This is a genomic window from Exiguobacterium sp. ERU653, from assembly GCF_018617775.1.
In the GTDB taxonomy this organism is placed as follows: Bacteria; Bacillota; Bacilli; order Exiguobacteriales; family Exiguobacteriaceae; genus Exiguobacterium; species Exiguobacterium marinum.
Window position 1 is genome coordinate 275,109 of record NZ_JACSKV010000002.1, and the last position, 19,022, is coordinate 294,130.

16 protein-coding genes and 1 rRNA gene are annotated in these 19,022 nt (G+C 45.4%); 9 read left to right on the top strand and 8 right to left on the bottom strand.

Annotated elements, in window-relative coordinates; genetic code table 11:
* Window positions 1-10: 10 nt before the first annotated feature.
* The 4 genes from noc to mnmE form a co-directional block, all read right to left on the bottom strand.
* Window positions 11-895 carry a nucleoid occlusion protein gene (noc, locus tag KNO95_RS11375; protein ID WP_015880224.1) on the bottom strand — a complete coding sequence of 295 codons (885 nt, stop codon included), beginning with the start codon at window positions 893-895 and terminating at the stop codon, window positions 11-13.
* A gap of 81 nt (window positions 896-976) precedes the next feature.
* Window positions 977-1,693 (bottom strand): 16S rRNA (guanine(527)-N(7))-methyltransferase RsmG, encoded by a 717-nt coding sequence (rsmG, locus tag KNO95_RS11380; RefSeq protein WP_214879052.1) that lies wholly within the window; start codon window positions 1,691-1,693, stop codon window positions 977-979.
* A gap of 4 nt (window positions 1,694-1,697) precedes the next feature.
* Window positions 1,698-3,584 (bottom strand): tRNA uridine-5-carboxymethylaminomethyl(34) synthesis enzyme MnmG, encoded by a 1,887-nt coding sequence (gene mnmG, locus KNO95_RS11385; protein WP_026824736.1) that lies wholly within the window; start codon window positions 3,582-3,584, stop codon window positions 1,698-1,700.
* A 15-nt stretch (window positions 3,585-3,599) separates the two neighbouring features.
* Window positions 3,600-4,979: a tRNA uridine-5-carboxymethylaminomethyl(34) synthesis GTPase MnmE gene (mnmE, locus tag KNO95_RS11390; protein WP_026824737.1), complete on the bottom strand. Its 1,380-nt coding sequence runs from the start codon at window positions 4,977-4,979 to the stop codon at window positions 3,600-3,602.
* Between the two features lie 164 nt (window positions 4,980-5,143).
* Here mnmE and KNO95_RS11395 point away from each other — a divergent pair, with 164 nt between their 5' ends.
* Complete coding sequence (locus KNO95_RS11395) at window positions 5,144-5,908, top strand: nucleotidyltransferase domain-containing protein (RefSeq protein WP_251129397.1); 765 nt, start codon at window positions 5,144-5,146, stop codon at window positions 5,906-5,908.
* Window positions 5,909-5,921: 13 nt separating this feature from the next.
* Here KNO95_RS11395 and KNO95_RS11400 read toward each other — a convergent pair whose 3' ends face one another.
* The 4 genes from KNO95_RS11400 to rpmH form a co-directional block, all read right to left on the bottom strand.
* Window positions 5,922-6,467: an HdeD family acid-resistance protein gene (locus KNO95_RS11400; RefSeq protein WP_214879054.1), complete on the bottom strand. Its 546-nt coding sequence runs from the start codon at window positions 6,465-6,467 to the stop codon at window positions 5,922-5,924.
* A 105-nt stretch (window positions 6,468-6,572) separates the two neighbouring features.
* Entirely contained in the window at window positions 6,573-7,433 is an 861-nt protein-coding gene (gene yidC, locus KNO95_RS11405; RefSeq protein WP_026824740.1) for a membrane protein insertase YidC, read from the bottom strand.
* A gap of 105 nt (window positions 7,434-7,538) precedes the next feature.
* A complete protein-coding gene (gene rnpA, locus KNO95_RS11410; RefSeq protein ID WP_214700767.1) occupies window positions 7,539-7,883 on the bottom strand; it encodes a ribonuclease P protein component in 345 nt (114 codons plus the stop codon).
* 154 nt (window positions 7,884-8,037) lie between these two features.
* Window positions 8,038-8,172 carry a 50S ribosomal protein L34 gene (gene rpmH / locus KNO95_RS11415; protein ID WP_015880216.1) on the bottom strand — a complete coding sequence of 45 codons (135 nt, stop codon included), beginning with the start codon at window positions 8,170-8,172 and terminating at the stop codon, window positions 8,038-8,040.
* A 763-nt stretch (window positions 8,173-8,935) separates the two neighbouring features.
* On the opposite strand from rpmH, the gene dnaA reads away from it, so the two are divergent.
* The 8 genes from dnaA to KNO95_RS11455 form a co-directional block, all read left to right on the top strand.
* The gene (dnaA, locus tag KNO95_RS11420; RefSeq protein ID WP_026824742.1) at window positions 8,936-10,312 is read left to right on the top strand and encodes a chromosomal replication initiator protein DnaA; all 1,377 of its coding nucleotides are present in this window, start codon (window positions 8,936-8,938) and stop codon (window positions 10,310-10,312) included.
* 197 nt (window positions 10,313-10,509) lie between these two features.
* Window positions 10,510-11,649, top strand: coding sequence for a DNA polymerase III subunit beta (dnaN, locus tag KNO95_RS11425; protein ID WP_026824743.1), 1,140 nt, complete (start codon window positions 10,510-10,512; stop codon window positions 11,647-11,649).
* A gap of 126 nt (window positions 11,650-11,775) precedes the next feature.
* Window positions 11,776-11,991, top strand: a complete 216-nt coding sequence (gene yaaA / locus KNO95_RS11430) for a S4 domain-containing protein YaaA (RefSeq protein WP_015880213.1) — start codon at window positions 11,776-11,778, stop codon at window positions 11,989-11,991.
* A 1-nt stretch (window position 11,992) separates the two neighbouring features.
* Window positions 11,993-13,111 carry a DNA replication/repair protein RecF gene (gene recF, locus KNO95_RS11435; RefSeq protein WP_026824744.1) on the top strand — a complete coding sequence of 373 codons (1,119 nt, stop codon included), beginning with the start codon at window positions 11,993-11,995 and terminating at the stop codon, window positions 13,109-13,111.
* Between the two features lie 49 nt (window positions 13,112-13,160).
* On the top strand, window positions 13,161-15,089 hold the full coding sequence (gene gyrB / locus KNO95_RS11440; protein WP_214700766.1) for a DNA topoisomerase (ATP-hydrolyzing) subunit B: 1,929 nt from the start codon (window positions 13,161-13,163) through the stop codon (window positions 15,087-15,089).
* Between the two features lie 22 nt (window positions 15,090-15,111).
* A complete protein-coding gene (gene gyrA, locus KNO95_RS11445; protein ID WP_214703526.1) occupies window positions 15,112-17,679 on the top strand; it encodes a DNA gyrase subunit A in 2,568 nt (855 codons plus the stop codon).
* A gap of 59 nt (window positions 17,680-17,738) precedes the next feature.
* Entirely contained in the window at window positions 17,739-18,728 is a 990-nt protein-coding gene (locus KNO95_RS11450) for an HD-GYP domain-containing protein (RefSeq protein WP_214703525.1), read from the top strand.
* A 225-nt stretch (window positions 18,729-18,953) separates the two neighbouring features.
* Window positions 18,954-19,022, top strand: a 16S ribosomal RNA gene (locus KNO95_RS11455); the annotation flags it as partial.

Sequence of the window (19,022 nt, forward strand, 5' to 3'; positions counted from 1 at the left end):
AAGCACGGACTCATTTTTGAGGCCGCGCTTTCGGGATGCGAATTCGAATTTCAACAAATTCCTCTTCGTCTACTTCTTCAGTTTGGACATCAATCCCTGTTTTCCCAATCAAATCGATTGAGTCACGAATCGTGTTAATGGCGATTCGCGTGTCGCGCGCAAAACTCTTCGTCCGACGACGTTGTTTTTTTGGCTTACGCTTTTCTTCCTCGATTGGTGTTGTCAAAAAGGCGACTCGCTCTTCCGTCTCCTTGACGTTGAAGTCTTGCTCCAATACTTCAGCGAGAACTTGGAGTTGTAATCCTTCTTCTTTTAACGGTAGCAGTGCACGCGCATGTCGTTCATTGATCCGACGATCGCGAAGCGACTGTTTTACATCCTCAGGTAATTTCAACAAACGCAACTTATTGGCAATCGTCGACTGACTCTTCCCTAAACTCTTCGCGAGCGCATCTTGAGTCAAGCCGTTCAAGGCAAGTAAACGATCGTATGCTTCTGCCTCTTCGATTGGGCTCAACTGCTCACGCTGCAAGTTTTCAATCAGGGCGAGTGCGGCTGTCGTATCATCGTCCATATCGCGAACGATTGCCGGGATTGCTGACCAACCGAGAGATTTCACCGCTCGGAAGCGACGCTCTCCGGCAATGATTTCATAGCAGTCCCCGTCTGCCTTTCGGACCACGATTGGTTGAAGCAGCCCGTGTTCCGAAATCGTCGTTGCCAGTTCTTCAATTTTAGCCGGTTCAAACACTTTTCGTGGTTGGTAACGGTTGGGACGTAATCGTGATAACGAGAGTTCCTGTACCGTGTCATCCGCTCGAACTTCCGCAATCTGAGTCACGGCAACTTCGTCTTTTCGATTCACACCGAACAATTTCGCAAATCTATTCTTCAACGTCGGGCACCCCTTTTTATGTAAAAAAATAAGCAGACTCCACCACTGGAATCTGCTTTTGTTTCACGTGAAACGACATCATCAGATAAGTGGCTCTTTCGCCGGCGTCCCCGCTTTACGCGGATATTTCCCGGGCGTTTTTCGTAGTTTATCTACAACTACGATATTACGCTCACTCATCTCTCCTGGCAATAGGAACTGGTGTGTCGATTTTTCTTTTCCGCCTAGAACAGCTAAAGCGTTTTTGGCATCTGCCATCTCGTCAGAAACCTTGGCCGCTTTAAGCGCGACGAAGCTTCCGCTTACTTTCGCGAGTGGTAAACAGTATTCCGCCAACACGGTCATGCGGGCAACCGCACGCGCTGTGACGACATCAAACTGTTCACGGAACTTTTTATTTTTCCCGAACTCTTCGGCCCGCCCATGATGGAAAGCGACACCTTCTAGTCCGAGGGCAAGGGCCAACTCGTTCAAGAACGTGATGCGCTTATTCAATGAATCGATGATTGTGACGTGTAAGTGCGGGAATAAAATTTTAAGAGGAAGACTCGGGAATCCCGCCCCCGCCCCGACATCACATACCGTTTCGACTTTCGTGAAATCGAAGTGAAACGCTGCGCTGAGCGAATCATAAAAGTGTTTCAAATACACTTCTTCCTGATCTGTGATGGCTGTTAAATTCATTTTTTCGTTCCATTCGACAAGCATTTCGAAGTAGCGTTTGAACTGAGTGAGTTGTGTCTCATTCAATTCAAACCCTTCAGCTCGTAACGCTTCAATAAATTGAGATTCGTTCATCGTTTCACTCCACCGTTGCGTATTGTCCTTGTTCGATGTAGACGAGCAAGATTGACACGTCTGCCGGATTTACGCCTGAGATGCGTGACGCTTGTCCGATCGAAAGGGGACGAACTTGTTTTAGTTTTTGTTTTGCTTCTGTCGCGAGACCACCGATTGCATCGTAATCCAAGTTTTCTGGGATTCGTTTTTCTTCCATACGACGCATCTTCTCGACTTGTTCAAGCTGTTTGGAAATATAGCCTTCATACTTCACTTGAATCTCAACTTGCTCTTTCACTTCAAACGACAATTCTTCTGTTGATGGAACGACCGTCATGAGCGCTTCATAAGATACTTCCGGACGTTTCAACAAGATGTTGGCATGCGTCGCTTCTTTGAGCGGGTGTGCACCGAGTGATTCGAGCATCGCATTGACTTCAGGTGTCGATTTAACGACAAGTGACGCAAGTCGCTTCACTTCTTTTTCAATCGCTACACGCTTCTCGTTGAGGTGGGCATGACGATCTTCTGAAAGTAATCCGATCTCATACCCGATGTCGCTAAGTCGCAAGTCCGCGTTGTCATGACGCAACAAGAGACGATATTCGGCACGCGAAGTGAGTAGCCGATACGGTTCGTTCGTCCCTTTCGTCACGAGGTCATCGATCAAGACGCCGATATACGCTTGCGAACGGTCCAAGATGACAGACTCTTTACCGAGCACTTTGCATGCGGCGTTGATTCCCGCCATGATGCCTTGTCCGGCCGCTTCTTCATAACCACTCGTCCCATTGATTTGTCCCGCTGTGAAGAGACCTGGGACTGCTTTTGTTTCGAGAGTTGGCCAAAGTTGAGTCGGTACGACCGCATCGTACTCGATCGCATAACCCGGACGCATCATCTCTGAGTTTTCAAGACCTGGGATTGTCCGAAGCATTTGATGCTGCACGTCTTCTGGCATACTCGTCGAGAAGCCTTGGACGTAAATTTCTTCTGTGTCGCGACCTTCTGGCTCCAAGAAGATTTGGTGACGCGGTTTATCGTTAAATCGAACGACCTTATCTTCGATTGATGGGCAATAACGCGGTCCCGTCCCTTTGATTGCGCCCGAATACATCGGTGAACGATGAAGGTTCTCATCAATCAATTGATGCGTCCGCTCACTCGTGTATGTGAGCCAGCATGGAATTTGTTCGATTGGGTTCAAATCCGTCGATGTGTACGAGAAGAATGATGGATTCTCGTCTCCTGGCTGAATCTCCGTCTTCGAGTAATCGATTGTCTTTCCGTCGATTCGTGGTGGTGTCCCCGTTTTGAATCGAACCAAGTCGAGACCGAGCTCTTCTAGATGCTTCGACAGCTCGACCGATGGCATTTGGTTGTTCGGACCGCTTTCATAAGCCAATTCACCGATGATGATTTGACCACGCATGAACGTTCCTGTTGTGACGATGACAGCTTTCGCGCGATATTCTGAACCCGTGTTCGTTACCACGCCGCGTACTACCCCGTCCTCAATCAACAAGCGTTCAACGAGTGCCTGACGAAGAAGTAGATTCGGCTCGTCTTCTAGCACTTTCTTCATATGATTTTGGTATTGGAATTTGTCCGCCTGTGCTCGTAACGCACGTACCGCCGGACCTTTCGATGTGTTGAGCATCTTCATTTGAATGTATGTCGCGTCAATCGCACGACCCATCTCACCACCGAGCGCATCGATTTCACGTACGACGATCCCTTTCGCCGGTCCACCGATTGACGGGTTACAATACATGAATCCGACCATGTCCGGGTTCATCGTCAGCATCGCTGTTTTCGCACCCATTCGAGCCGATGCGAGTGCCGCTTCGATCCCTGCGTGCCCGGCCCCGATGACGATGACGTCAAATTCGCCTGCCGTATAAGCCATATTCGTTCCTCCTTATTATTTCCCAAGACAAAATTGTGAAAAGAGCTGGTCAATCAAGCTCTCTTGTACGGTATCTCCATTGATTTCACCGAGCGTATCCCACGCACGACGTAAATCGATTTGGACCATATCGATCGGCATATTCATGACGGCACTGCCGAGCGCCTCATCAATTTGGCCAATCGTTCGTTTGATTAACTGAATGTGTCGAGCGTTCGAGATATATGTCATATCCTGCGACTCGACGCCTTTTGCGAAGAAGAGGTTTGCAATGGCCGCTTCAAGCGCATCGATTCCCTCATCTAGTAAGAGCGACGTCGCCACGATCGGACGTCCTGCCGCTAGTTTCTCTAGCTTAGAAGAATCCATGTTTTGTGGCAAGTCCGTCTTATTGATGATGATGATGGCATTCATGTCTTTGACCGCTTCAAACAACGCCTCATCCTCAACTGTCAATCCTTCATGACCGTTCAAGACGAGAAGGACCAAGTCCGCAGCTTCCAATGCCTTCCTCGACTTCTCTACACCGATTCGTTCCACGATATCTTCCGTTTCCCGAATCCCTGCCGTGTCGATCAATTTGAGCGGAACGCCTTTCACATTGACGTATTCCTCAATCGTATCACGCGTCGTCCCAGCGATTTCTGTGACAATTGCCTTCGTCTCTTGAACAAGCGTATTCATGAGTGAGGACTTTCCGACGTTCGGTCGCCCGATAATCGCCGTGCCCAAACCTTCACGTAAGATTTTCCCTTGCTTTGCTGTCTCAAGCAACTGCTCAAGGATGTGCTTGACTTCGCCAGCCTTCTCTTCGACGATGGCCTGTGTCATCTCTTCTGCATCATATTCCGGATAGTCGATGTTGACCTCGACTGCCGCAATCGTCTCGAGTAATTGTTGGCGTAACTCACGAACGAGTCGTGATAATCGTCCTTCCATTTGAGACATCGCAACGTTCATCGCCCGATCGGTCTTCGCTCGAATCAGGTCCATGACCGCTTCTGCTTGAGATAAATCGATACGACCATTCAAAAAGGCGCGTTTTGTGAACTCGCCCGGTTCTGCTAAGCGGATATCGGATTGATCGAGAATGAGCTCCAGGACACGATTGACTGCCACGACGCCTCCGTGACAATTGATCTCGACGACATCTTCCCGTGTGAACGTCTTCGGTGCGCGCATAATACTGACCATGACTTCATCTACGACCTCGCCCGTTTCAGGACGTTTCAACGTTCCATAATGAATGGTATGTGAATCGACTGTTGTTAAGTCTTTTCCAGAAAACACATTGTTCACCGTTTCGACCGCCAAATCGCCCGATAATCGGACAATCCCGATAGCACCTTCACCCATCGGTGTCGAAATCGCTGTAATCGTGTCAAACTCTAGCATCTTTCTCCCTCCAAACCTAAACATCTTCTTCTATCATATGCATAACGAAACTACTATACACGATATTCGACTTGAACGAAAGCGTTCGCCCATCAATAAAGTCATTGCGAATCTTCCCATTATTTTCGTACAATAAAGGAATATATTTACATAGAAGAGAGGGTATGGATGTGAAACAACAGGCAGCGATTCAAGTTATCACCGAACGACTTAAGCAGGACGAAGCGGTTCAAGCCGTCTATATGAAAGGTTCGTTCGGTCGAGGAGAAGAAGATGAACATTCCGATGTGGACCTCTATGTAATGGTTCAGCCTGACGAAGAGATATCCTTCCTGTCAAGACGTCTCGAGCACCTCCTTGCGTATCGCCCAATCTTGTTGAAAGATGAGATTCACATCGTCGCCCCACAACTCATTGTCGTATACGGTGATTTTCTTCACGTCGACCTGTTCACCGTCACGATAGATTCGTTGAATCACCAAGACTCGATTCATGTGCTCTATGATCCGGCTCACCTTCTCTCCGCGCATGAAAGTTCTTTGCAGTTAGATGATGTGTCGACGGGTGAGCATGCGTTCGATACGATTTGGTTCTTTTTCCAATATACGAAATCACGCAATCGAGGCAATGACATTTGGGCGACCGAGATGCTTCGGCAAGGGATGGTTCATTTCGCATATGTGTTAGCCGCCCACCACACACCTGAACGGGCATCGCTCGGCTTAAAAGATGTGGCACAACGACAAACAATCGATTTACATTCGTTTTATGACCAATTGACCCCCGCTTCGCACGAAAAGGCCGCCCGCATGTATATCGAGCGACTCAAAGAGGAGCAACCGTTCTTCGCGACATTACCCGGTTACGACGTATTCGGACCGTTCATGGAACAGTTGATTCAACGAGAAACAAGCCGCCCCCGTGTATAGGGCGGCTTGTTCTTTAGTAACGTGTTTGCCGTTTCGTCGAGCGAATCGTGAAATAGAGAACGAGTTCTAGCACAGCAATAGCGATGATAATCCCACCGAACAGTTGGAACAGGACGAGCAGACTGCTAAATGGATTCGTCAACATGAGAATTCCAACACCAATCCACAATATACTTCCAATCAAAAACCAGAGCCATCGTCCTGCCATTGATTGACGGTATCCAAGCGCTTGAATCAGGCGAATGATTCCACCAAATAAAAACAATGCTCCGATTAAAATCGGAAGAAGGCTCGCTAACGTCTCTGCGAAGAAGAAGACAATCGCCCCCAATATCAAATAAATTACCCCCATAAAGAAAGATGGTGGTAAACCTTCCTGTCGTCTGCGGATGCCTTGAAAAACCATCCATATACCCATAATGGCCAAATATCCAGCAATCACATACACCATAACATCAAAGAAAAATCGAGGGTACAGCAGAATAAGAACACCGAGCACAAAATAAATGACAGCTTGCCATAATGTCGATCGCTCCAAACGGTGAATGAATGCTTCCATTTTTCTACACCTCCTTTTTTTATTCCTTTCTTTCTGTATTCCCGTCTCATCGACACGCAACCCCACAAAAAAAAGCTGAGTGTCATGAGACACCCAGCTTAATGATTATTTACGCTTTTTCTTTTTGTTTTTCTTTTCTTCTTCAGCAAGAGCTGCACGCTCTGCTTCTTTCGCAGCGATTTTCGCTTCTGCTGCTACCTTCATCTTCTCACGCATCGGGAGCATGATTGCCATCGTGACGATGATTGAGATGATATATCCGACTACCCAGTACAATGAGAGGGCAGCTGGAAGGTTGATTGACATGATAAAGATCATGACCGGGAAGATATAGAGCATCATCTTCAATTGTGGGTTCTGTTCTTGACCCGCCATTGAGATTTTTTGTTGTGCAAACGTCAAGATTGCCGCTAAAATTGGCAAAACAAATGTCGGATCCGGAGCACCGAGGTCAAACCATAAGAAGTTCGCCTCAAAAATCTCAGGTGTACGACGAATCGCATCATAGAACGCGAAGAGAATTGGCATTTGAATCAAGATTGGCAAACACCCTGCGAGCGGGTTGATTTGATACTCTTGATAAAGTTTCATCATCTCTTCTTGGAGTTTACGTTGTGTTTCTTGGTCTTTCGAGCTGTACTTTTCACGAAGCTTCAGCATTTCTGGTTGCAACACTTGCATTGCCCCCATACTCTTCGTCTGCTTGATCATGAGTGGGAGAATCAACAAACGAACGATGATTGTCGCAATGATGATTGAAATCCCGTATTGCCAAGGGCCACCTACTAAGTAAGCAACTTCCTTCAAAAGCCATGCGAGCGGCCATACAAAGTACTTCGACCAAAAACCTTCTGTGTCAGCCGTAACTGGTTCGGCTTGGATGGTAGACGGATCCACACAGCCTGCCATCAGCATGATGACCGCAGTCATGGCAGCGAGTAATCCTAATTTTAGCTTTTTGCTCATAGTTCCTCCTACACTTTCATTATCAATTCTTTTTTAACGCACACGTCGATCGGGCAATCTTATAAGACTCTGATTATATGAGAGAACAAATTCAGATTGTCATGGTCACCGGCCTTGCTTTTGCCAAACTTTCGACCGTTTGAATACGTGTTTCAAACTCTCGGTCACTTCCGACTGCGTTAATGCAGTCGCAGGCTTCCGGGCGATGATGACATAATCATTTGGTGCAACGTTTGGTTCGAGCAAGCGAAGCGACTCACGCATCAATCGTTTCATACGGTTCCGTTCCACAGCATTGCCAAGCTTTTTACTGACGGAAAGGCCCACTCTGAAATGCGCTTGATCCGCTTTGAGCGTGTAGACGACAAACTGACGATTGGCCACGGAGCGTCCTTCGCGAAACACCGCTTGGAACTCTTCATTCTTTTGCAGGCGGTATTCTTTTTTCAAAATTCTCACTCCATCCTTCGCTTCAAAAATCGTCAACTAACATCATATCATATCCGCATCATTTGAACGAGGGAGAATCGATGAAATGCTACGTTTCTGTGACGAACTAAAAAATTGCCCGAGGACAGGATCCCCGGGCAATTTTTATTCGAAATTATACAGTCAAGGCTTTGCGGCCTTTACGACGACGAGCAGCAAGAATGTTACGACCGTTTTTAGTCGCCATGCGTGCACGGAATCCGTGGACTTTCTTACGCTTACGGTTGTTAGGATTGAAAGTTGGTTTCATGGTTACAGCACCTCCTCAAGATTAACGCTCTATTAGCAAGTTATAGTTTCATTTAAGGCAGTCTTTAAGATTATATAAATCGTTTCACCAATTGTCAATGTATTTTCGAGCAGTTTTCGAATTCAACGAAGGAAGCGTTCTGGAATCTCTACTTGAAGGTGAAATTGATCTAGTTCATATGCTAGTAGAGGAAAAATTCATACACAACCTTTACACATTTTATAAATGGTCTTTATAAATATTGATGTTGAGCCATTTTATCCACAATCACTCGAAGTTATCCACATTTATATGTGAATAACTCCTCTTTTTTCATAATTAAATTCTTCATTTTTTCGTTTTCTTCTTTTACAAAAACATTTCTACAGTTTCCTTCTTCCTCTTTTGTGTATAACTTTTTTATTCTTTCATACCCGAATATATCGTTATCCACAACATATCCACATGTTATCCACAAACTACACAGCATGTGGATAAGTGGGTGTGGATACTTTTCTTAATCTGTGGATAAATACCAAAAAGCATTGCCACGTCTATTTTATTTTGCTAAACTGAATGTGCACAAACTTGTGGATGAACAATTCGTGATTCCAAGATATACACAGGCTGTGGATAAGTGTTATCCCCATAATGAACACCATGTGGATAACTTTATCCACAGTTTTTGTTCTTTGGGGATAACCCTAGTTTCTACTATAAAATAGTGTATGTGTATATCGTGTGAATAAGTTTTACCTAACATGTGAGTAAAGGAGGTCTTTTATTGAAGAATGCTCGCGAGATTTGGAGAAATGTCTTATCGGTAATCGAAGAAGAAGAGCGAACGCCAAAAGCTAGTTTTGACATGTGGTTAAAATCAACCGAAGGAATATCCTTGATGGGAACGACACTCGTCGTGTCGGCACCTGCTAGTTTTATCGTTACATGGTTAGAGCGGCAGTATCTATCTCTTTTACAAGATACAGTCGAAGAGATCACAAATAACAAACTTGAAATTCATTTTATTGAAGAATCTCAAGCACACAAGTATGCTCCAGCTGATGGATCTCACGAATCAATTGCTGTGACAGAAACAAAAGAACAACCCTTACCATTACCTTCAAAAGAGGAAGGGGATCTTGGACAACTGAATGACAAATACATTTTCGAGACATTTGTCATCGGCTCAGGGAACCGATTTGCCCATGCAGCATCTCTCGCTGTCGCCGAAGCACCTGCACGCGCGTATAATCCACTATTCATTTATGGAGGCGTCGGACTTGGGAAGACGCATTTGATGCATGCAATCGGTCATTACGTAAAAGCTCAAAAACCGGGAGCTCGAATTGCCTATGTTTCCTCTGAAAAATTTACGAACGAATTTATCAACTCGATCCGGGACAACAAAACCGGTGAGTTTCGTAATCGCTATCGGAATATCGATGTGCTGCTCATTGATGATATTCAGTTCTTAGCAGGGAAAGAGCAGACTCAGGAAGAGTTTTTCCACACTTTCAACGCGTTACACAACGATCAAAAACAAATTGTGATTTCAAGTGATCGACCACCGAAAGAAATTCCAACATTAGAAGATCGGCTGCGCTCGCGTTTCGAATGGGGGCTGATTACGGATATCACGCCGCCAGACCTCGAGACACGTATTGCGATTCTTCGTAAAAAAGCGACTGCTGAAGGTCTTGATATCTCTAATGAAGTCATGCTTTATATCGCTAATCAAATCGATACGAACATTCGTGAGCTAGAAGGGGCATTGACACGTGTCGTCGCTTACGCAAAACTAGTCGGACGACCAATTGATCCGGACGTTGCAGCTGAAGCGCTTCATAATATCATGCCCGTTCAGGAAGCGAAGAAGATAGTCATTCGTGACATTCAAGAAATTGTCAGTCAACACTTCAACATTCAAGTAGAAGAATTAAATTCGAAAAAGCGTACTAAAACACTGGCATTTCCACGCCAGATTGCGATGTATTTGTCTCGAGAGATGACGGAGAGTTCATTGCCTAAAATCGGGGAGGAGTTCGGAGGACGCGATCATACGACTGTGATTCATGCCCATGAAAAGATTAGTACACTCCTGAAAAACGATGTGGAAATGCAAGAGACGATTCAAACGTTGAAAAAGGCACTGTCTAACTAATGAAGAATTCTCTGTGGATATCCTGTGGATAAACCACCTTAGTTATCCACAAGTTATTCACAAGCGGAATGGCTTTATACGTAGGCTTAAAGGGACTTATCCCCAGTATCCACAGCCCTTACTACTATTATGACTTAATTAATACTATTATTATCATTAGGAAATTGACTCATTTCACCTTAGGAGGAATTATCCACATGCATTTAACGATTCAACGAGATGTATTTATGCAAGCAGTACAAGATGTATCAAAAGCTGTGGCTTCACGTACAACAATTCCAATTTTGACAGGATTAAAACTTGAAGCACATGCGGACGGTTTGACACTGACAGGAAGTGACACCGAAATTTCGATTGAACGCTTGATTCCAATCGAAGAGGGTGGAATTGAACTCATTCAAATTCAACGTGCGGGAAGCGTCGTTTTAAACGCTCGCTTCTTAGGAGAAATCGTGAAGAAGTTACCGACAAATGAAGTCACCCTCGAAGTATCTCCGAACTTCATGACTCGAATTGAGTCTGGACAGGCGGAGTTTCACTTGAATGGACTCGACCCGGACGAATATCCTCGTCTACCGGAACTTGCAAGTGACCGTCGGTTCTACTTACCGGCCGATCTTTTGAAGACGATCATTCGTCAAACGAGTTTTGCTGTTTCATCACAAGAGACACGCCCAGTATTAACTGGAGTCAACTTCTCAGCTGAGAAAGGATTCCTTACATGTGTCGCAACGGACAGTCACCGATTGGCACTTCGTCGTGCCCGCTTTGAGACGGATAATGATTTAACGTTCCAAAATGTCGTCGTTCCAGGTCGTTCACTTAACGAATTGGCAAAGTTACTCGACCGCGAAGAATTACCGATTGAGATCGTCCTCACAGATCAACAGATTTTGTTCCGAATGAAGAACATCTCATTCTTCTCTCGCTTGTTAGACGGTGCGTATCCTGATACGTCACGTCTCATTCCAGAAGAATATCGTACTGCGGTACGCATGAACGCGAAAGAATTCTTACAAGCCATTGATCGTGCTTCACTCTTGGCACGTGCAGACCGCAACAACGTCATTAAATTTGTAGCGGAAGATACAACGGCAGTTGAAGTGTCTTCACACTCACCAGAAGTCGGGAAAGTGTCTGAACGTGTCAGTATTTTATCGCTTGAAGGGGAAGAACTAAAAATTTCCTTTAACTCAAAATTCGTGATGGACGCACTTCGGGCACTCGATGCATCTGAAATCGAAATCCAGTTCACTGGTTCGATGCGACCGTTCATTTTACGACCGGTTGAACAAGATAGCGTTCTTCAACTGATTTTGCCAGTCCGTACATCGTAAGCTGCGGATAGGGATGATGAGGTGTCTTACCTTATCATCCCTCTTTTTGCCTTATTCGACGATTTTCGATAAACTAATATGTATGGCGATTTTTTCAGATCAGCATATGGGAAAGGGAGTGACGACATGGAAAAAGTGTCGATTACAACCGAGTATGTGACACTCGGACAATTTTTAAAATTAGCAGACATCATCTCGAGTGGGGGACAAGCGAAGTTCTTTTTAGAGGATGTCATGATTAAAGTAAACGGTGAGCAAGATCAACGCCGTGGCCGTAAATTAAGAGATGGAGATACAATCGAAGTCGAAGGCTTCGGGGAATATCAAATCGAGGGAAATTGACGTGTACTTAAAGTCGATCCGATTGCAAAACTATCGCAACTACGAAACCCTCGAGCTAGATTTTTCAGAACAGACAAATGTTCTAATTGGTGAGAATGCCCAAGGGAAAACGAATCTTCTCGAATCGATTTACGTACTTGCGCTGGCGAAATCGCATCGGACGACACAAGACCGTGAATTAATCGGATGGGAAGCTGACGCTGCGAGTATCGAAGGACGGATTCATAAACGTACTGGTGAAGCAGTACAAAGTCTCTCATTTTCTCCTAAAGGAAAGAAAGCAAAGCTCAATCATTTAGAACAACGTCGTCTCAGTGACTATGTCGGCGCATTTAACGTCGTCTTGTTCGCGCCTGAAGACTTAGCCATCGTGAAAGGCAGTCCACAAGGGAGACGGCGATTTTTAGATATGGAAATCGGTCAGGTCAGTCCGGTGTACTTACATGAACTCAATCAATACTTGAAGACGCTGAAACAGCGAAACGCCTTGTTGAAGCAGTTATCTGCAAAAGGTGGCGATGAGACGTTACTCGAGGTGTTAACGGATCAATTGATTGAACTCGCTGTGAAAATCGTGATGAGACGCTATCATTTCATCGACCAGCTCGAAAAATGGGCTAATCCGATTCATTCTGGGATTACGAGAGAACTGGAAACACTGACAATTCAATACGTTTCGGATACGTTCCAAAAAGAACGCTTCTCAAAAGAACAGATGTTTGAAACGTATCGTCAAAAGTTTGATAAAATAAGAGAGAACGAACGACGAAGAGGTGTGACCTTGTTTGGTCCACATCGCGACGATTTTGAATTGTACGTCAACAATCGAAATGTTCAAACGTTCGGTTCACAAGGTCAGCAACGAACGGCGGCCTTGTCATTGAAGCTAGCTGAAATTGAGTTGATTCATGAAGAAGTAGGCGAGTATCCTCTGTTGTTATTAGACGATGTGTTATCTGAGCTTGACGATCATCGCCAAACCCATCTCCTCGATACGATGGGACGGAAAGTACAAACAATTTTGACAACAACAAACATTGATGGGATTGCACATGAAACGATTCAACAAGCCAAAGTGTTTCACGTGAAACAAGGTGAAGTTGAAATAGAGTCAATGTGATCGTGTCAAACAGGAACACCAAAACATGTATAGTAGGTGAAAATAACCGATGAGTAATGAAAATGAAAAAGAATTGCAAGCGTACGGCGCCGATCAGATTCAAGTCCTTGAAGGCTTAGAAGCTGTTCGTAAACGTCCAGGGATGTATATCGGTTCCACAAGCTCTCGCGGTCTCCACCATTTAGTATGGGAAATTGTCGATAACTCCATCGATGAGGCGCTTGCAGGTTACTGTGACACAATCACAGTGACGATTGAGCCAGGAAACTCGATTGTTGTCGAAGATAATGGGCGCGGAATTCCAGTCGACGTTCAAAAGAAAACAGGTAGACCTGCCGTTGAAGTTATATTCACAGTGTTGCATGCGGGTGGTAAGTTCGGCGGTGGCGGATATAAAGTATCTGGAGGTCTTCACGGTGTCGGGGCGTCGGTTGTTAACGCCTTATCGACAAAGCTTGAAGTGTTCGTTCGTCGCGATGGAAATGTGTATTACCAAGCGTTTAAGCGAGGTGTTCCACAGGGTGAACTCGAGATCGTCGGGACGACAGATACGACAGGGACGACTGTCCGCTTCTTCCCAGACGGGGACATCTTCCAAGAAACTCTCGAGTATGACTTTGATCTGTTGGCGACACGTCTGCGTGAGCTTGCCTTTTTGAATAAGGGACTACGAATCGTTGCAAAAGATGATCGTAGTGATGAGACGATCGAGCGTAATTATCACTATGAGGGTGGAATCAAATCTTACGTTGAGCACTTGAACCGTTCGAAAGCTTCGATTCATGAAGAACCTGTGTATGTACACGGTACAAAAGATGGAATCGAAGTGGAAATTGCACTTCAGTACAACGAAGGTTTTGCTAGTAACATCTATTCGTTCACGAACAATATTCCGACGCATGAGGGGGGAACACACGAGACTGGATTTAAAACAGCCCTCACACGTTCCATCAACGATTATGCGAAACGGTTCGGATTGATGAAAGAAGCCGATGGTAGTCTTTCCGGAGACGATGTCCGTGAAGGATTGACGGCGATTGTCTCGGTCAAACACCCTTCTCCTCAATTTGAAGGGCAAACGAAAACTAAACTCGGGAATGCCGATGCACGGACGGCAACGGACACGTTGTTCAGCGATACGTTCGAACAATTCCTGCTCGAGAACCCATCGGTCGGTCGTCTCATTGTCGATAAAGGTTTGATGGCGGCACGCGCACGCCTTGCAGCGAAGCGGGCACGAGAGATGACGCGTCGTAAAGGAATACTCGAAGTCAGTTCATTGCCAGGGAAATTGGCCGACTGTTCTTCAAAAGACGCATCGAAGTCTGAATTGTACATCGTCGAGGGTGACTCGGCGGGTGGTTCAGCGAAGTCTGGACGTGACCGTCACTTCCAAGCGATTTTGCCGATTAGAGGTAAAATCATCAACGTCGAGAAAGCACGTCTTGATAAGATTTTGGCCAACCAAGAAGTCCGGACGATCATCACGGCTCTTGGAACAGGGATTGCGGACGAGTTCGATTTATCAAAAGCGCGCTATCACAAATTGATTATCATGACCGATGCCGATGTCGATGGTGCACACATTCGGACGCTATTGTTGACGTTCTTCTATCGTTATATGCGCCCACTCGTTGAAAGTGGATATGTTTATATCGCACAACCACCGCTCTATGGTGTGAAGCATGGTAAAGAAACAACCTACGTTCAAAACGAGCGTGAGTTGCAAGCTACGATTGCACAACTTCCTGAAAATGCACGTTATAGCGTTCAACGTTACAAGGGTCTTGGAGAAATGGACCCTGAGCAGTTATGGAATACGACAATGAACCCAGAAACGCGTTCGATGCTCCGTGTCGATCTTCAAGATGCGATTGAAGCGGATGAAATCTTCGAAACACTCATGGGGGACAACGTCGAGCCACGCCGTGACTTTATTCAATCTCACGCCCATTACGTGAAGAACCTCGATATTTAATAAGAAGGGTAGGCAATAACGAATGGCAGAACAAGAAAATATCAAGGATATAAATATTAGCCAAGAGATGCGGACGTCATTCATGGACTATGCGATGAGTGTCATCGTATCACGTGCCCTTCCGGACGTGCGAGATGGATTGAAGCCGGTTCACCGTCGTATTTTATATGCGATGAACGAACTTGGGATTCGTGCGGACAAGCCACATAAAAAGTCGGCGCGCGTCGTCGGGGATGTAATCGGTAAGTACCACCCTCACGGTGATTCAGCCGTTTACGAGACAATGGTCCGTATGGCTCAAGATTTCAGTTATCGTTATGAATTAGTCGACGGTCACGGGAACTTTGGTTCAGTCGATGGTGATTCAGCCGCTGCGATGCGTTATACCGAGGCACGGATGTCTAAAATTGCGATGGAACTCGTACGAGACATCGGAAAAAACACAATCGATTATCAACCGAACTTCGATGGTGAAGAAAAAGAACCGGTCGTACTCCCGGCTCGATTCCCAAACTTCCTTGTGAACGGAACGAGCGGGATTGCCGTTGGGATGGCGACAAACGTTCCACCACATAACTTGAACGAAGTCATCGATGGCGTCTTGGCCCTTTCTCACAATCCAGACATTACGATTGCTGAATTGATGCAACACATCCCAGGTCCTGACTTCCCGACAGCGGGAGAGATTTTGGGACGTAGCGGAATTCGTCGTGCGTATGAAACCGGACGTGGGTCGATTACGATGCGTGCGAAAGCCGAAATCGAGACGTTGAAAAATGGCCGTGAGCGCATTCTCGTGCACGAGATTCCTTACCAAGTCAACAAAGCACGTCTCGTTGAAAAGATTGCCGACTTGGTCCGCGATAAAAAGATTGAGGGCATCACAGACTTACGAGATGAATCGGACCGGAACGGGATGCGAATCGTCATTGAGGTTCGCCGCGACGCGAATGCAAGTGTCATCTTAAACAATTTATACAAACAAACACCGATGCAAACGACGTTCGGGGTCAACATGCTCGCCCTTGTAGGCGGTCGTCCAAAAACGTTGAACATCAAACAAGCGATTTATTACTACATCGAACACCAAAAAGAGGTCGTACGTCGTCGTACGCAATTCGATTTGGACAAAGCGGAAGCACGTGCTCACATTTTAGAGGGTCTTCGTGTTGCCTTGGATCACTTGGATGAAGTTATCGCCATCATCCGTAGTACGCGTACAGGTGACGAGGCTCGTGAAAAGTTGATTGCCCGTTTTGGACTTTCGACTGAACAGACGCAAGCAATCTTAGATATGCGCCTCCAACGCTTGACTGGATTGGAACGTGAGAAGATTGAAGGCGAATATCGTGAAGTGAAAGCGTTGATTGAAGAACTTCGTGCGATTCTTGGAGATGAGGAGTTGCTCCTCGATATCATCCGCAACGAACTGCTTGAAATCAAAGAACGATATGGCGATGCACGTCGTACGGTGATTCGTACAGATATCGTCGAGCTTGAGGATGAGGATTTGATTCCGGTTCGTGACATGATGATCACGCTCACGAGTGAAGGCTATATCAAATCGATTCCATCGGATTCTTATCGGACACAGCGCCGCGGAGGACGTGGAAAACAAGGAATGGGAACGAACGATGAAGATTTCGTCCTTCGCTTGCTTTCAGCATCGACACACGATACCATCCTGTTCTTTACGAACTTTGGACGCGTCTTCCGTCTCAAAGGATACGAAATTCCTGAGATGAGCCGTACCGCGAAAGGAATGCCAATCATTAACTTGCTTCAAATCGACAAGGGTGAAAAAGTCGAAACAATGATTCCGGTCGATTTCAACAGTTACTTGGCTAACCAAACGGTAGTAGAAGAGGCAGAGGATGAATCAGAAGAAGTGGCAGATGAGCAGTTGTCTCTTGTGTTTATCACAAAAGAGGGCTTGGTCAAACGTTCCCCACTCTCGGCATACGCTCGAATCAACAAAAACGGTCTCCGCGCTATTAGCTTGAATGAGACAGACGAACTCGTCACGGTCCGTCTTGCGAAGAGTGATGATGAGATGTTGATTGTCACACGCCAAGGAATGTCGATTCGCTTCCCACTTGAAGGAGAAGTTCGCTCGATGGGACGTACGGCACGAGGAGTACGCGCGATTCGTTTGAAGAAAGAAGACGATTTGGTCGTTTCAATGGAAATCGTTCGAACAACACAAGATGTCTTGATCATCACGGAAAAAGGATACGGAAAACGTACGGCCATGGAGCAATTCCGCACACAAGGTCGTGGTGGTTCCGGAATCATTGGAATCAAGACAGACCGTGGGACAGTCGTTGGTATGCGTGTCGTAGATGAAGATGATGACATTATGTTGATGACAGAACATGGGGTCGCGATTCGTATCGATTCGCAAACGATTTCTCAGATGGGTCGAAGCACACGTGGTGTAAAAGTGATGAACATTGAAGAAGGCGATCGTTTAGCGACTATCGCTAAACTGAAAAAAGATGAATTAGAAGAGGAATTAGCAGTCGATTTGGAGAATGGGTTTGAGGATGAAGCACCTAAACCTGACGAATCGTCTAATGTGAATGAGTAAGACGAGAGGTCGAGCGGTGTTTCCGTTCGACCTTTTTTCTATATATAGGAGGGATTCGCGTGCGTTTGAACTTATCTACTGTACATGTTGGCATGACTTTATTGTCACCAGTTTCTTCCTTAGAGGCCGGAATTCACTTAACGAATGAACACCTTCGTTTACTCCGTTTCTTAAAAATCGAAGAGATTGATGTCGCGCCTGTAGAACGAACGACCCTCACTTCAAAAGAAAAGGATATTTTATATGGCCAGGTGCTTCAATATGAAAAGCATTACAATCAATGGGAAGAACGGATTGCCCCTAATCCTTATGAGGCTCTAGAATTCATTCATCAACTCTTTCGTCAAGAAGTACCGTTGTCAGCAGTTGTTCATTTCTTTACAGATCAGCCCTTACGAAAGAACCATGTTATTTATCATGCAATCTATCGAGCTCTCGTTTCTCATGCCTTATCGAAGTATCGAGGTGATGAGCATCAACTTCAATTTGATTATGGACTCGCTTCTTATTTTGCGGATGCAAGTTATGCTAAAATTCGGAAATGGTCTCATATGCGTTATTTCACAAAAATGGAGCGGGAACTTTTGTATCAACATCCGCTTGTCTCAGCAGCGATGTTGCCAAGCACTCAAACGTTACGAGGACGCGTGTATCAATTAATCGAAGAACATCATGAACGATTAGATGGAGCTGGGTTTCCGAAACGTCTAACTGAGCGCGAACTAAATCCAGCTTCTCCTCTATTTATTGTAGCGGACCGCTTTTGTCAGTTAACGGCCCAAAGAACGTTTCGAAAACCACTCTCTCCAGAAGAAGCATATTTTTATATGTGTCAGAACAAAGCATATGATGAAGAAGCGCTGTCGCATATTGCTACTTTACTAGGATTTTATGAGATTGGTCGATCCGTTTTATTAAGTAGCGGGGTGCGTGGGAAGATTCATGCATATACGACTTGTATCGATCAGCCTATCGTCATAGAAAATACGAATCAAAAAGAATATGATTTATCCCGTTTGAATGAAGTTCGGATTGTAGCGTTCCAATAAGAAGAAACTGACGATTCCTTTCACAAAAATAGATGGGAATTGTCTTTATTTATTCTTTTTCAAAAAACTTTATTTTTATAGTTGACGGATATAAATACAGGTGTTACTATAAATGAGTCGCTAAGAGCGGCAGACGAACTTTGAAAACTGAACGATGAGGCAAAAATAAGTTTTACAATTTTTGAATGAAGCGCAAGCTTCGTCAATTTAAGAGCTATATCAAATTCTTTGGAGAGTTTGATCCTGGCTCAGGACGAACGCTGGCGGCGTGCCTAATACATGCAAGTCGAGCGC

What these genes read in the sequence shown, in the direction of transcription:
- rsmG (WP_214879052.1), bottom strand. Translation starts at nt 1,693, where the DNA reads ATGAACGAATCTCAATTTATTGAAGCGTTACGAGCTGAAGGGTTTGAA.
- mnmG (WP_026824736.1), bottom strand. Translation starts at nt 3,584, where the DNA reads ATGGCTTATACGGCAGGCGAATTTGACGTCATCGTCATCGGGGCCGGG.
- mnmE (WP_026824737.1), bottom strand. Translation starts at nt 4,979, where the DNA reads ATGCTAGAGTTTGACACGATTACAGCGATTTCGACACCGATGGGTGAA.
- KNO95_RS11395 (WP_251129397.1), top strand. Translation starts at nt 5,144, where the DNA reads ATGGATGTGAAACAACAGGCAGCGATTCAAGTTATCACCGAACGACTT.
- KNO95_RS11400 (WP_214879054.1), bottom strand. Translation starts at nt 6,467, where the DNA reads ATGGAAGCATTCATTCACCGTTTGGAGCGATCGACATTATGGCAAGCT.
- yidC (WP_026824740.1), bottom strand. Translation starts at nt 7,433, where the DNA reads ATGAGCAAAAAGCTAAAATTAGGATTACTCGCTGCCATGACTGCGGTC.
- rpmH (WP_015880216.1), bottom strand. Translation starts at nt 8,172, where the DNA reads ATGAAACCAACTTTCAATCCTAACAACCGTAAGCGTAAGAAAGTCCAC.
- dnaN (WP_026824743.1), top strand. Translation starts at nt 10,510, where the DNA reads ATGCATTTAACGATTCAACGAGATGTATTTATGCAAGCAGTACAAGAT.
- yaaA (WP_015880213.1), top strand. Translation starts at nt 11,776, where the DNA reads ATGGAAAAAGTGTCGATTACAACCGAGTATGTGACACTCGGACAATTT.
- gyrB (WP_214700766.1), top strand. Translation starts at nt 13,161, where the DNA reads ATGAGTAATGAAAATGAAAAAGAATTGCAAGCGTACGGCGCCGATCAG.
- gyrA (WP_214703526.1), top strand. Translation starts at nt 15,112, where the DNA reads ATGGCAGAACAAGAAAATATCAAGGATATAAATATTAGCCAAGAGATG.